Raw genomic sequence first — 12,557 nt, 5'->3', positions numbered from 1 at the left:
CGTCACCTGACCGCCTTGAGGTTGAGCACCCACAGATCGCGGCCCGCGGAGTCGCTCCAGGCCAGCAGCGTGCCCTGCGCGGTCCTGTCGCCCAGGCTGGTGGTCAGGGCGGGCTCGGCGGGGTCGAAGGTGGCCAGCGTGCCGGCCCGCAGATCTTTGATCACCTTGAGGCCGGCCCGCAGCCGCAGCACCACGAACCTGTTCAGGATCGGCCCCTCGGTCGTCGAGCCCGGCAGCTCGACGCTCCCCGACCCGTCGGTACGGCGGGCCGTCATCAGCCCCGAGATCGCGTTCCGCTCCACGCACCAGTCGGGCGAACACCGCGCGAGCCCCCGCTCCCTCGTGACGAGCTCGCGCGACCTGCCGGTCTCCAGGTCGGTCAGCGTGCGCCCGGAGAGGTCGGCGGCCCACGGCCACTCCAGCAGCCTCAGCCCCTCGCGCACCTTCTCCCTTCGTCCCCTGCCCGATAGCGGCAGCCGGTAGATCGCCTTGTCGGTGTTCCAGAGCAGGTAGCCGCCGCCGAGCTGGAAATGCGTCTGCGAGGGAGCCAGCGCGTCACCCTGCGCCGCCTTCGTCACCAGCCTGGGCCTGCCGCCCTTGACCGGCACCCTCCAGAACCGCGTCTCCAGCGTGTCGTCCTCGCGCAGGCTCAGCGCGCTCCACACGACGAACCGCCCGTCCGTGGCGAACCTGCGCGTCTCGTCGTCACCCGGCAGCTTGGCGAACCTGGTGAGACGGCCGGTGCCGGCGTCGTAGACGTCCAGCCGTACGTCGTCGTAGCCGAGCCGCCGCTGCGCGAGCAGCACCACACGGCGGTCGTCGATCGCCACGGCGGGCTGGTAGACCAGGCCGTCGGCGGAGCGGGCGGGCAGCATGGAGACCGCGTGAGGCCACACCTCCTGCGCCGCCGTGGCCAGGCCGACCGTGGAGGGCTCGGGGCGCGCGGTGGCCGAGAGGGGCGCGGCCGGGGCCGCGATCGTGGGCCTGACCAGCACGGCCACCCCCGCGATCGTGGCCAGGGCGAGCCCCGCGACCGCCGCCGAGCGCAGCCGCCTCCTGCCCCTGCGACGGCGCAGCCGCGCCAGGTCCGACAGCAGGTCGGCGGGTTGAGCCGTGGCCGCGGCGGCGTCGAGGGTCCTGAGCAGGTCGTCCTGGCGAAAGGGGACGGTCTGGTCGCGCACCGTGGACAGGGGCAGGTCGAGGACCTTCGCGATCTCCTCGTTGGACAGCCCGCCGTACGAGCGCAGGATGATCACCGCGCGGGGGAGCGCGGGCAGCTCCTCGAGCTGCCGCCACACTTCGGGGTCGCCGCCGTGGGCGGTGATGTCCGAGGCCGGGATGCTCGGCGGACGTCTGCGCCGCCTGGAGCTCACGTACAGGCGGGTCATCGTGGTGCCGATGAAGCTGTCGGCATTGCCGGACCTCGGGCCCTCGAGGCAGGACAGCGCCTCCTTGGCGAGGTCGGCCCCCTCGCGCTGGTCACCGGTGAGCACGACGCCGTAGCGCACGAACCCCATGCCCTTGATGAGGACGAAATCGGTGAAGTCGCCCGGAGGACCCATGCAGCCACCCCCGTGGCCAGCATCTCAGGAGGATTCGCGGATGACCAGTTCGGTCGGCAGGATCACCGGCTCGGCCGAGCCGCCCTCGAACAGCCCAATCAGCAGCCTCGTCATGGCCGCGGCCTGCTCGAAGATGTGGTGGCGGACCGTGGTCAGCGGCGGGTCGGTGTACTTGGCCGCCTCGATGTCGTCGAAGCCGACCACCGCGACGTCGTCGGGCACCCTGCGGCCCGCCTGCCGCAGCGCCTGCAGCGCCCCCACGGCCATCAGGTCGTTGGCGCAGAAGACGGCGTCGAGCGCGGGGTCGTCCTCCAGCAGCTGCCGCATCGCGATGGCGCCGGACTCGCGGGTGAAGTCGCCGACCGCGACGATCGAGCGACGGTCGGAGCCGCGCAGCACGTCGCGGTAGCCCGCCAGCCGGTCGATCCCGGCGATCATGTCCTGCGGCCCCGCGATGGTGGCGATCCTGCGCCGCCCCGACTCCACCAGGTGCGTGACGGCCTCGGCCGCCCCTCCGACGTTGTCGTTGTCGACGAAGGGGATGTCTATGGGGACGGCCGGCCTGCCGTACGAGACGACGGGCACCCGCATGCGCGCGATGGCGGCGGGCAGCGGGTCGGCCCCGTGCATCGAGATGAGCATGACCCCGTCGACGTGCCCGCTGGCGATGTAGCGCTCGATCCTGGCCTGGCTCTTGGCCGAGCTGGTCAGCATGAGCACGATCTGCTTGTCGGCCGCCTCCAGTTCGACGCTGGCCGAGCGGATGACGGTGGAGAACATCGGGTCCTCGGAGAACACCCTGGTCGGCGGCTCGGAGAAGACCAGCGCGATGGAGTCGGTGCGCTGGGTGACCAGGCTGCGCGCGGCCGAGTTGGGCACGTAGCCGAGCTCGTCGACGGCCCGCAGCACCGCGTCGCGGATGTCGGGCGCCACCGTGGCCTGCCCGTTGACCACCCGGGAGACCGTGGCACGCGACACTCCCGCCCTGGCGGCGACCGCCTCCAGCGTGGGGCGCCTCATCCCTTGACGCTTCCGGCCAGGAGCCCTCGGACGAAATACCGCTGCATCGACAGAAAGACCACGAGAGGAATGATGACAGAGACGAACGCCCCGGCGGTCAGGCGCTGCCACTCGTTGCCGCGCGTGCCCGCCATCTGGGCCAGCCGTACGGTCATCGGCGCGCTCTCGGCGGTGCCGCCCGCGAAGATCAGCCCCACCAGCAGGTCGTTCCACACCCACAGGAACTGGAAGATCGCCAAGCTGGCCAGGGCGGGCGCGACCAGCGGCAGCACGATCCTGCGGAAGATCATGCCGTGCGTGGCCCCGTCGGAGCGGGCGGCCTCCATCAGCTCGCCTGGCAGTTCGGACATGAAGTTGTGCAGCAGGAAGATGCTCAGCGGCAGCCCGAAACAGGTGTGGGCGAACCAGACCTGGACGAACCTGCCGGTGCCCTCCAGGTTCCAGGCGGGAAGCAGGTGCAGGCCGAAGACCTCGACGCCCTGGGAGAAGAACGACAGCAGCGGCACCAGCGCCATCTGCAGCGGCACCACCTGGAGCGCGAAGATGCCGATGTAGATCCAGTCGCGGCCCCTGAACGGCAGCCAGGCCAGCGCGTAGGCGGCGAACGAGCCGAAGGCCAGCGGGAACAGCACCGAGGGCACGGTGATGACGATCGAGTTGATGAGGAAGCTGGCCAGCTGTCCCGAGGAGGAGGACGCGCCGAACAGCACCTCCTGGTAGTTCTCCAAGGTGAGCTCGGGGGCGGAGAAGAAGGTCCACCAGCCGGTGGACTTGATCTGGTCCTCCTGCCTGAAGGACGACAGCAGCAGGCCGAAGGTCGGCGTCGTCCACAGCACCGCGATCAGCAGCGCGACAAGGGAGGCCGTCCTGCTGGACAGGCTCGCGCGCACGCTCGTCATCGGACGGCCCTCCTGGTCCTGAGCTGGTAGACGACGACCGGGGTGACCAGGACGAACAGGAAGACCGCCAGCGCGGCGCCCCTGCCGGTCTCGCCGTAGCGGAAGGCCTGGTTGTACATCTCGTTGGCCAGGACGCTCGTGTCGAACTGGCCGCCGGTCATCGTACGGACGATGTCGAAGAGCTTCAGCATGCCGAACGACTGGGTGACCAGCACGACGATGATCGCCGGCCTGATGGACGGCAACGTCACCCTGAAGAACATCTGCGCCGGACCCGCGCCGTCGAGTTTGGCCGCCTCCACGATGTCGGAGGGGATGCTCTTGATGGCCGCCGACAGCACGACCGTGGCGAAGCCCGCCTGGATCCACACCATCACCACGATCAGGAAGAGCGTGTTGAGCGGCGAGTCGAGCAGCCACTGCCGGGGCTCGCCGCCGAACCACACGACGACCTGGTTGAGCAGGCCGATCTGGTCGGCGCCCTCGGGACGGTAGGCGTAGACGAACTTCCAGATGATGCCCGCCCCGACGAACGAGATGGCCATCGGCAGGAAGACCAGCGTCTTGGCCAGCGACTCGAACCTGCTGTGGTCCACGATCACCGCGTAGACCAGCCCGATCGCGGTCACCAGCAACGGCACGAGCACGACCCATGCGAGGGTGTTGCGCAGCACGGTGACGGCCTCGGGCTGGGTGAACATCCAGGCGTAGTTGGCCAGGCCGACGAAGTCCGTGCCGTCGCCGCTCATGAACGACAGCAGCGTCGTGCGCACGGCGGGGACGATCAGGCCGATGGTCAGCAGCGTGACGGCGGGCGCGAGCAGGATCGTCGCGTGAAGTCTGGCCCGCTGCCGCATCGGCGTCCGGTCGAGGAGCAGCAGGACGAGGCCGACCACGGCCAGGAAGGCCACGACGCCGATCGCCAGCTGCACGAACTTCGGCGACTCGGCGCTCAGGTCGAAGTCCAGGTCCAAGGATCCTCCTGGTGGTCCTTCCGGGCAGAGACGGTACGGCGGGCGCCGGTGCCCGCCGTACCGCGACGTGTCACGACGGGGCTGTCAGGACGGGGGCCAGGAGGCGTCGATGTAGTCGAGCACCGTCCTGGTGTCCTTGCCGTTGATCCAGTCCGTCATGCCCTTCCAGAAGGAGCCCGAGCCGACGGCGGCGGGCATCAGGTCGGAGCCGTCGAACCTGAACACGGTGGCGGGGTCCCCGAGCATCTCCATCGACAGCTTGTCGATCGGGTTCTGCGCGTTGGCCAGGTCCACGCCCTTGCGCGCGGAGACGTAGGTGCCCAGTTTCATCCTGGCGTTGGCGTGCTCGGCGGTGGCCAGGTAGCGCTGGAACGCCTTGACCTCGGGCCTGTCAGTGAAGGCGGCGACGAACTCGCCCGCGCCGAGCACGGGCTTGCTGGAGGCGTCCTTGCCCGGCAGGTAGAAGGCGAAGACGTCACCGTCCTGGGCGACCTTCGTGCCCTCGGGCCAGAAGTTGGCGTAGAAGGAGGCCTGGCGGTGCATCGCGCACTTGCCCGTCGTGATCGGCACGCCGCCCTCCTGGAAGGCGGTGCTGGCGATCGACTTGACGGGGCCGTAGCCGCCGTTGACGTACTTGTCGTTCTTGAGGATCGCGCCGACCTTGTCCACGGCGGCGACGACCTTGGGGTCGTTGAACTTCAGCTCGTGCGCGACCCACCTGTCGTACTCCTCGGGGCCTAGCTCGCGCAGGATGACGTCCTCGATCCAGTCGGTGGCCGGCCAGCCGGTGGCCTCGCCCGACTCGATGCCCGCGCACCACGGCTTGAGGCCGCCCGCCGCGATCGTCTCGGTGAGCGTCATCAGCTCGTCCCAGGTCGTCGGGACCTTCCAGCCCTTCTCCTGGAAGGTCTTGGGCGAGTACCAGACGAAGGACTTCACGCTGGCGCCCAGCGGCGCGGCGTAGAAGGCGCCGTCGACAGTGCCGTAGTTCAGCCAGTCCTTGGACCAGCCCTCCTCGGCCAGCGTCTTGACCTCGGCGGGGGCGGGCTTCAGCTTGCCCGCCTTGGCGAAGCGCGCCAGGAGGCCGGGCTGGGGGAAGAAGGCCAGGTCGGGCGGGGTGCCGCCGTCGGAGCGGACCTGGATCTGCGCCTCGAACTCGCCGGTGCCCTCGTAGGTGATCTTCATGCCGGTGCACTTCTCGAACGGCTTCCAGTTCTGCTGGAAGAGGTCGGCCTCGGCGTCACGGATGGGGGAGTAGACGCTGACCTTCTTGCCGTCGTGCTTGCCGTACGCGGAGAAGGCGGCGCAGTCGGCCGATGTGCTCCCCTCGGCCTCTGGTGCGGTGGAAGTGGAGCCGCAGCCGGTGGCGACCAGTGCCAGACCGACGGCCCCGACGAGTAGTCGGGAGGCAAACGCCATGTGCATCCTCCTAGGCCGTGAGAGCGTTCTCTGAGGATTGTTTGCGCACATAACGAGGTCAATATCTGTGATGTCACGGTTCGTTGGGAGCCCAGGAAAATCACCCGGGCTCCCCTCGCTCACAGACCGTTGCGGCTGATCACGTTCCGGTACCAGAGCGCGCTGTCCTTGAGGGTGCGTGCCTGGGTGGTGTAGTCGACGTGGACGACGCCGAACCTACGGCCGTAGCCCTCGGCCCACTCGAAGTTGTCCAGCAGCGACCACACCAGGTAACCGCGCAGGTCGGCGCCCGCCTCGATGGCCTCGTGCGCCGCGCGCAGGTGCCCCTCCAGGTAGGCGAGCCTGGCGTCGTCGTGGACCCTGCCGTCCTCCACCACGTCGTCGAAGGCGGCGCCGTTCTCGGTGACCATGAGGCCGACCCGCGGGTAGTCCTGCGACAGCCGTACGAGCAGGCGGGACAGGCCGCTGGGCACGATCGGCCAGCCCATCGCGGTGACGGGGGCCTCGACGGTGGCGAACCGCACGCCCTCGGAGCCGGGCCACGCGGCGTCCGCGGGCAGCCCTGGGCCGTCCTCGACCACGCAGGGGTTGTAGTAGTTGATCCCCACCAGGTCGATCGGGGCGTTGATGATCTCCATGTCGCCGTCGAGGACGTGCGCGGTGCCGCCGTTGCGTTCCGCGGCCTCCAGGACCTCCTCGGGGTAGCGGCCGAGCAGTGCAGGGTCGAGGAACTGGCGCGTCAGCAGCGCGTGGGCGCGCTGCGTGGCCGCCGCGTCGGCCTCCGACACCGCCGCGGAGGGGTCGTTCACCTGGGCGGGTGTCAGCACGGGAGCCGAGTTGACCACCAGCATGATCTCCTCGGCGCCCGCCGAGCGCAGCGCGCTCGCCGCGAGCCCGTGGCCGAGCAGCAGGTGGTGCGCGGCCCTGAGCGCGTCATGGGCGGAGGTACGGCCAGGCGCGTGCACGCCGTTGCCGTAGCCGAGGAAGGCCGAGACCCATGGCTCGTTGAGCGTGGTCCAGTGACTCACCCTGTCGCCGAGGCGGTCGTACATGATCGCGGCGTAGTCGGCGAAGCGGTAGGAGGTGTCGCGGGAGGTCCAGCCCCCCAGGTCCTCGAGCGCCTGGGGCAGGTCCCAGTGATAGAGCGTGACATAGGGTGCGATGCCCGCTTCGAGCAGCGTGTCCACCAGCCTGTCGTAGAAGGCCAGACCCGCCTGGTTGGCCGCCCCCGAGCCGGTGGGCTGGATCCTCGGCCAGGCGACGGAGAACCGGTAGGCGTTCAGGCCCAGGTCCTTCATCAGCGCCACGTCGTCGCGATAGCGGTGGTAATGGTCGCAGGCCACCTCGCCGGTGTCGCCCTCGCGCACCTTGCCGGGCGTGGCGGAGAAGGTGTCCCAGATCGACGGGCCGCGCCCGTCCGCCTTGGCCGCGCCCTCGATCTGGTAGGAGGCGGTCGCCGCCCCCCAGACGAAGTTCTCAGGGAAGACCACGGTCCCCCGCGTCTCCATGGTCGTGATCGTCATCCCTTGACAGCTCCTTGCATGATTCCTCCGATGATCTGCTTGCCGAGCAGGATGAAGACGAGGATCAGCGGCAGGGTCCCCACCGCCGTCCCCGCCAGCCCGAGCACGTAGTCGTTGACATAACCGCTGGCCAGCGTCGAGAGCGCCACCTGCACCGTCGGGTTCTCCGGGGTCAGGACCACCAGCGGCCAGAAGTAGTCGTTCCACGCCGACATGAACGTCAGCATCCCCAGCACGGCCGCGGCGGGCCTGGCGGTGGGCAGCACCACGTGCCAGAACAGGCGCCAGGTCGTCGCGCCGTCGACCCGCCCCGCCTCCAGGAGCTCGGTGGGCAGCGCCCGCGAGAGGTACTGCGTCATGAAGAACACCCCGAAGGCGTTCACCAGCGCCGGCACCACCAGGGCGTACATCGAGCCCGTCCACTCGATCTTCACCATGAGCATGTAGAGCGGGATGATGCCCAGCTGCGCGGGGACCATCATGGTCGCCACCGTGATGAGCAGCAGGATGTTCTTGCCCCTGAAACTGAGCTTGGCGAAGGCGAACCCCGCCAGGGTCGAGAAGAACATCACCGCCACCGCGATCGACCCCGCCACCAGGAAGGAGTTGAGCAGCGCCATGGCGAAGGGCACCGTGTCGAAGACGCGCGCCACGTTGGCGAAGAAGTTGCCGCCGGGCAGCAGCGGCGGCGGCACCTCGGCCAGCGCCGAGTTGTGCCGCGAGGCCACCACCACGCTGTAGTAGAGCGGAAAGATAGAGAAGAACGCCACCGCCAGCAGCGTCAGATAGCTGAGGCGTCGTCTCACTTGAAGGCACCTCCCATGCGGCGGGTCAGCAGGTAGTTCACCCCGGCGGCCAGCACCACGAACAGGAACATCACCCACGAGGCGGCCGAGGCGTAGCCGAAGTCGAACTTGTTGAAGCCCAGGTCGTAGACGTAGAGGGCGAGGGTCTGGAACTGGTGGTCGGGGCCGCCGCTGGTGATGCCGCCCGCGCCGCTGCCCGCGCCGAACAGCAGGGGCTCGGCCAGGATCTGCATCGCGCCGATCGTCGAGACGGTGACCACGAAGACGATGGTCGGTTTGATCATCGGGATGGTGATCTTCCGGAGCTGCGTCAGGTTGGACGCGCCGTCGAGCGTGGCCGCCTCGTACAGCTCCTTGGGCACGGCCTGCATGGCGGCCAGGAAGATCAGCGCGTTGTAGCCCGTCCACCTCCACATGATCATCGCCGAGATGGCCACGTGCGAGGTGGCGGTGCCCTCCGCCCACGCCACACCGTCGATCCCGAACCACGACAGCATCCAGTTGATCAGCCCGTAGTCGCGGCCGAAGAGCTGGCTGAAGATGACCACGACCGCGACCACGCTGGTCACGTTCGGCACCAGCAGCGTGATGCGGAAGAACGTCTGCGCCCGCAGCGGGCGGTTGAGCAGGTGCGCCAGCCAGATCGCCAGCACCAACTGGGGGACCGTCGAGATGATCCCGATCGAGAAGGTGTTGAACGTGGCGTTCCAGAAGTAGCCGTCACCGAGCAGGGTGGTGAAGTTCTCCGCCCCGATGAAGGTGTGCACGTCGGAGGTGAGCGTCCACTCGTGCAGGCTCACCCAGGCGGTGAAGATCAGCGGGAAGACGCCGAAGGCGCAGAACAGCAGGAAGAAGGGGGCGATGTAGGCGTAGGGCGACAGCTTGAGGTCGAGGGTGTGCCTGACCAGCCGCCGGTGCCTGCGCCTCGCCGTGGCTTGGAGCGTGGCCATGCGGGGTCCTCTGGTGTCATGCGGTACGGCGGAGCGGGCGGCCGCCCCGCCGTACCGGCCGCTACTTGATCTTCTGGACGTCCGAGATGACCTGAGCCCACGCCTCGTCGGGTGTCTGCTTGCCCTGCTCGACGCGGCCGAGGCCGTCGCCGATGGCCACGCGCACGTCGCCCTCCTTGGGGCCGAGGTGCTGCGGCTTGAGGCTGCGCGCCGCGTCGGAGTAGATCTTGCCGATCGGCGCGTCACCGAAGAACGGCTTGGTGAAGCTCTGGATCGACGGGTCGTCGTAGAGCGCGGGGATCGAGGGGAACGTGCCCTCCTCCTTGAACACCCTCGCCTGGTTGTCCTTCGAGGTGAGGAAGTCGATCAGCTCGGCCGCCTCCTTGGGGTGCTTGCCCTGCTTGGGCAGGAGAAGGTGGGAGCCGCCGCTGTTGCCCGAACCGCCGGGGACCTTCGCGATGTCCCACTTGCCCGTGGCGTCCTTGGCCTGCTCCTGGATGTAGCCGGTCATCCAGGCGGGGCAGATGATCGTGGCGAACGAGCCCTTGGCGAAGCCGGTGTTCCACGGCGGGGAGAAGGCGGCGAGCTTGGCCGTCAGGTCGTTCTGGGTGAGCTGGTTGGACAGGTCCCACGCCTTCTTGACCTCGGGGTTGGTGCCCACGACGATCTGGTCCTGCGCGTCGTAGAGGCCGACGGGCGCCTGGTTGACGATCGCGCGGAAGATCTCGCCGGGCGAGTCGACGAACTTGGCGTCCTTGACGCTGCCGGCGAACTTCTTGCCCGTCTCGATGTACTGCTCCCACGTGGGCCAGAGCTCGGCGACCTTCTCGCGGTCGGTCGGCAGCCCCGCCTTCTCGAACAGGTCCTTGCGGTAGCACATGGCCAGGCCGCCGACGTCGGTGCCGAGGCCGAGCAGCTTGGAGCCGTCCTTCGACAGGCCCTGCTGCCACTTCCAGTCGAGGTAGTCGCTCTGGCGCTTGTCCAGGCCGTACTGCTTGAGGTCGTGGAACTTGTCGGCCTGCGCGGTGAACGAGCTGATGTAGCCGACCTCCACGGCCTCGATGTCGGCGGCGCCCGCGTTCGTGGCCAGCCGCTTGACGAGGTTGTTGTGGTGGTCGTTGAACTGCGTGACCCGCTCGACGACCTCCACGTTGGGGTGCGTCTTCTTGTACTCCTCGTACAACGGTTTGAAGCCGAAGTCGCCGAAGAGGGCGATGCTGAGCGTCACCTTCTCCGCGGGCGTGCCTGCGGTGGTGCCGCTGGGTGCCTCGCCGCCACAGGCGGCGAGAGCGAGGGCGAGCGCGGACGCGGTGAGCACCGGTACGGCGAGCCGCCCGAAGCGGCGGGCCTGGGAGTACGGCGTGGCCATGGAACCCTCCCTGAGGGCAAGACAGTGATGAGGTAAGTGAGAGAGCGCTCTCTCAGAGAGGTTGCTGGCCGGGCCGCCGCCTGTCAACGGATCGTTTCGGTAACTATGCGGAGAGCGCTCTCTCGCGATTCGCCGCGTTTACCCACGTCACAGCGGCGATTACACAGCGTTGGGAGCGCTCCCAGAATAAGAGTCCGTTTCCAGAGTGTTACCTGGCGTGAGAGAGCGTTTTCTCAGCCGAGTACGCGACCGGCCATCCTCGCGTACATCCTGCCCGGACTCGGCACCACGGGGGAGGTGAGGAAGCCGGGCAGCATCGGCAGATCCACCGCGAAAGGCTCCAGCCGCTCGTACAGCTCGTTGGCGTCCTTCGGCCGGTCCTCCACGGACTTCTCCAGCACGTCCGACAGGACCCTCTCCAGCGCGGAGGGGAGCCCGGGAACCGTCGGCGGGCGCTCCTTGACCTGCTTCTCGAAGACCACGTACTCCGTCGGCCCGGTGAACAGCTGCCGGCCCGTCAGCATCTCGTGCAGCACGCAGCCCAGCGAGTACAGGTCGCTGCGCGGCTCGGCGACGCCGCGCTGGATCTGCTCGGGCGCCATGTAGGCGGGCGTGCCGAGGATCTGCCCGATCCTGGTGAACTGCGAGCCGTCGGTCTCGCGCTGCATCGCCAGCCCGAAGTCGAGCACCTTCAGGCTGCCGTCGGGACACAGCATGAGGTTGGTCGGCTTCAGGTCGCGATGGCAGATCTCCAGCGCGTGGGCGGCCGACAGCACCGCGCACGCCTGGGCCGCGATGGCCACCGCCCACGGGGCGGGCAGCGGGCCGTGCTCGCTGACCAGGTCGGCGACGGTGACGCCGTCGATGAACTGCATCACCTGGTAGAGGCGCTGCTCGTGGGTGCCGAAGTCGTACAGGACGGGCGCGCCGGGGTGTTCGAGACGCGCCAGGATGCGCGCTTCCCTGATGAACCTGCGCTCGAGTTCCTCGTCGGGGCCCTTGCCGGGGAAGGGGTGGAGCAGCTTGACGGCCACCCTGCGATCGAGATGCCGATCGTGACCCCGGTAGACGGCGCCCATGGCGCCACGGCCCAGGGGGAGGTCGTCGAGCTCATACCGGTCGCCGATGACCATTCGACCTCCCTGCGCCTCTCGGAAAAAGCTACACCAACCGCCCCGGCCCCCGACCATCACGCGATTCGGGGACTCGCGGGCACCGCGGCTCCGGGAAGGCATCATCCCTCACCTCCGACTCAGCGCCGCCCTCCTCGCCCCACCCCCGTCGACCACCCGGCCTCGGTATCCCAGATGCCGGATGGCGCTCGCGCGCTCCAGGTGAGGTGAAGGGCGCGGGAGATCAGCGCTTCAGAGATCGCATCACTCTTCGCGACTACAGTCAGTAAAGTGGCGGTCACCCAAAGGAGGATGACCTTGGCCCCCGGCCTTCCCCATGAGATGCCGCTGGAGATGATCCAGCGGCGTCCCGGATTCGCGCTGGAGCTTCTCGCGCTCGCGACCGACGGCGATCCCACCGGTTACGGCGATGCGCGCCTGGAGTCGGTGGACCTGAACATCCGCGATCGGGCCTGTCTTGGAGGAAATCGTGGTCACCACCGTTCCACTGGTCAGTGACTCGTTCACCCGCATCTTCGAGGCCCGGGGCGAGGCTCGGGGCGAGGCTCGGATGCTCCACACGATGCTGGAGGCGCGGGGGTTGCGCCTGGACGACGAGCAGCGGCGGGTCGTCGACGCTTGTGAGGATCCCGAGCAGCTTCTGCGGTGGGGTGCGCGGGCGGCGACGGCGGGGACCGTGGCCGAGGTGTTCTCGGAGGACGCCGGGTCGTAGAGGCGGCGGGGAGCTGCCCGTCATCCAGAGGTCGCCGTATTCCATCGGAACACGGCGACCGTCTGTAGCGGCTTCGGTTGTCGGCTTGGAGGGTTCATGGTCGCCACGGTGGTGTCGGCCACCACGGTGGTGTCGGCCACCACGGTGGTGTCGGCCACCACGGTGGTGTCGGCCACCACGGTGTGTCGGC

The 12,557-nt window shown here is 68.7% G+C and carries 13 protein-coding genes; 2 read left to right on the top strand and 11 right to left on the bottom strand.

What is annotated here, in order from left to right:
• Positions 1-2: 2 nt before the first annotated feature.
• From FHR33_RS18905 to FHR33_RS18860, 10 genes are all read right to left on the bottom strand, one after another.
• Positions 3-1,562 (bottom strand): sigma factor-like helix-turn-helix DNA-binding protein, encoded by a 1,560-nt coding sequence (locus tag FHR33_RS18905; protein WP_183649369.1) that lies wholly within the window; start codon positions 1,560-1,562, stop codon positions 3-5.
• Positions 1,563-1,586: 24 nt separating this feature from the next.
• Positions 1,587-2,582 (bottom strand): LacI family DNA-binding transcriptional regulator, encoded by a 996-nt coding sequence (locus FHR33_RS18900; protein WP_183649366.1) that lies wholly within the window; start codon positions 2,580-2,582, stop codon positions 1,587-1,589.
• Positions 2,579-3,481 carry a carbohydrate ABC transporter permease gene (locus tag FHR33_RS18895; RefSeq protein ID WP_183649363.1) on the bottom strand — a complete coding sequence of 301 codons (903 nt, stop codon included), beginning with the start codon at positions 3,479-3,481 and terminating at the stop codon, positions 2,579-2,581. Before FHR33_RS18895 ends, FHR33_RS18900 begins: the two co-directional genes overlap by 4 nt.
• Positions 3,478-4,449 (bottom strand): carbohydrate ABC transporter permease, encoded by a 972-nt coding sequence (locus tag FHR33_RS18890; protein ID WP_183660165.1) that lies wholly within the window; start codon positions 4,447-4,449, stop codon positions 3,478-3,480. Before FHR33_RS18890 ends, FHR33_RS18895 begins: the two co-directional genes overlap by 4 nt.
• A 90-nt stretch (positions 4,450-4,539) precedes the next feature.
• Positions 4,540-5,874 (bottom strand): ABC transporter substrate-binding protein, encoded by a 1,335-nt coding sequence (locus FHR33_RS18885; RefSeq protein ID WP_183649358.1) that lies wholly within the window; start codon positions 5,872-5,874, stop codon positions 4,540-4,542.
• Positions 5,875-5,993: 119 nt separating this feature from the next.
• A complete protein-coding gene (locus FHR33_RS18880; protein ID WP_183649355.1) occupies positions 5,994-7,397 on the bottom strand; it encodes a GH1 family beta-glucosidase in 1,404 nt (467 codons plus the stop codon).
• Positions 7,394-8,203, bottom strand: coding sequence for a carbohydrate ABC transporter permease (locus FHR33_RS18875; protein ID WP_183649353.1), 810 nt, complete (start codon positions 8,201-8,203; stop codon positions 7,394-7,396). The genes FHR33_RS18880 and FHR33_RS18875 overlap by 4 nt, the downstream gene beginning before the upstream one ends.
• Positions 8,200-9,153, bottom strand: coding sequence for a carbohydrate ABC transporter permease (locus FHR33_RS18870; RefSeq protein WP_183649350.1), 954 nt, complete (start codon positions 9,151-9,153; stop codon positions 8,200-8,202). The genes FHR33_RS18875 and FHR33_RS18870 overlap by 4 nt, the downstream gene beginning before the upstream one ends.
• Positions 9,154-9,214: 61 nt before the next feature.
• The gene (locus FHR33_RS18865; protein WP_183649347.1) at positions 9,215-10,522 is read right to left on the bottom strand and encodes an ABC transporter substrate-binding protein; all 1,308 of its coding nucleotides are present in this window, start codon (positions 10,520-10,522) and stop codon (positions 9,215-9,217) included.
• Positions 10,523-10,755: 233 nt separating this feature from the next.
• Positions 10,756-11,655 carry a serine/threonine-protein kinase gene (locus FHR33_RS18860; RefSeq protein WP_183649344.1) on the bottom strand — a complete coding sequence of 300 codons (900 nt, stop codon included), beginning with the start codon at positions 11,653-11,655 and terminating at the stop codon, positions 10,756-10,758.
• A 270-nt stretch (positions 11,656-11,925) separates the two neighbouring features.
• Here FHR33_RS18860 and FHR33_RS18855 point away from each other — a divergent pair, with 270 nt between their 5' ends.
• Positions 11,926-12,153: a hypothetical protein gene (locus tag FHR33_RS18855; protein WP_183649341.1), complete on the top strand. Its 228-nt coding sequence runs from the start codon at positions 11,926-11,928 to the stop codon at positions 12,151-12,153.
• Positions 12,125-12,367: a hypothetical protein gene (locus tag FHR33_RS18850; protein ID WP_183649337.1), complete on the top strand. Its 243-nt coding sequence runs from the start codon at positions 12,125-12,127 to the stop codon at positions 12,365-12,367. The genes FHR33_RS18855 and FHR33_RS18850 overlap by 29 nt, the downstream gene beginning before the upstream one ends.
• 20 nt (positions 12,368-12,387) lie before the next feature.
• Here the strand turns inward: FHR33_RS18850 and FHR33_RS18845 are convergent, their stop codons facing one another.
• Positions 12,388-12,546 (bottom strand): hypothetical protein, encoded by a 159-nt coding sequence (locus FHR33_RS18845; RefSeq protein WP_183649333.1) that lies wholly within the window; start codon positions 12,544-12,546, stop codon positions 12,388-12,390.
• Between the last annotated feature and the right edge of the window lie 11 nt (positions 12,547-12,557).

Source organism: Nonomuraea dietziae, from assembly GCF_014195505.1.
In the GTDB taxonomy this organism is placed as follows: Bacteria; Actinomycetota; Actinomycetes; order Streptosporangiales; family Streptosporangiaceae; genus Nonomuraea; species Nonomuraea roseola.
This window is presented reverse-complemented; position numbering and strand designations above follow the sequence as displayed.

Excerpts from the sequence above, each read along its gene's own strand:
- FHR33_RS18880 (WP_183649355.1), bottom strand. The coding sequence starts at position 7,397 with ATGACGATCACGACCATGGAGACGCGGGGGACCGTGGTCTTCCCTGAG.
- FHR33_RS18870 (WP_183649350.1), bottom strand. The coding sequence starts at position 9,153 with ATGGCCACGCTCCAAGCCACGGCGAGGCGCAGGCACCGGCGGCTGGTC.
- FHR33_RS18885 (WP_183649358.1), bottom strand. The coding sequence starts at position 5,874 with ATGGCGTTTGCCTCCCGACTACTCGTCGGGGCCGTCGGTCTGGCACTG.
- FHR33_RS18895 (WP_183649363.1), bottom strand. The coding sequence starts at position 3,481 with ATGACGAGCGTGCGCGCGAGCCTGTCCAGCAGGACGGCCTCCCTTGTC.
- FHR33_RS18900 (WP_183649366.1), bottom strand. The coding sequence starts at position 2,582 with ATGAGGCGCCCCACGCTGGAGGCGGTCGCCGCCAGGGCGGGAGTGTCG.
- FHR33_RS18905 (WP_183649369.1), bottom strand. The coding sequence starts at position 1,562 with ATGGGTCCTCCGGGCGACTTCACCGATTTCGTCCTCATCAAGGGCATG.
- FHR33_RS18865 (WP_183649347.1), bottom strand. The coding sequence starts at position 10,522 with ATGGCCACGCCGTACTCCCAGGCCCGCCGCTTCGGGCGGCTCGCCGTA.
- FHR33_RS18860 (WP_183649344.1), bottom strand. The coding sequence starts at position 11,655 with ATGGTCATCGGCGACCGGTATGAGCTCGACGACCTCCCCCTGGGCCGT.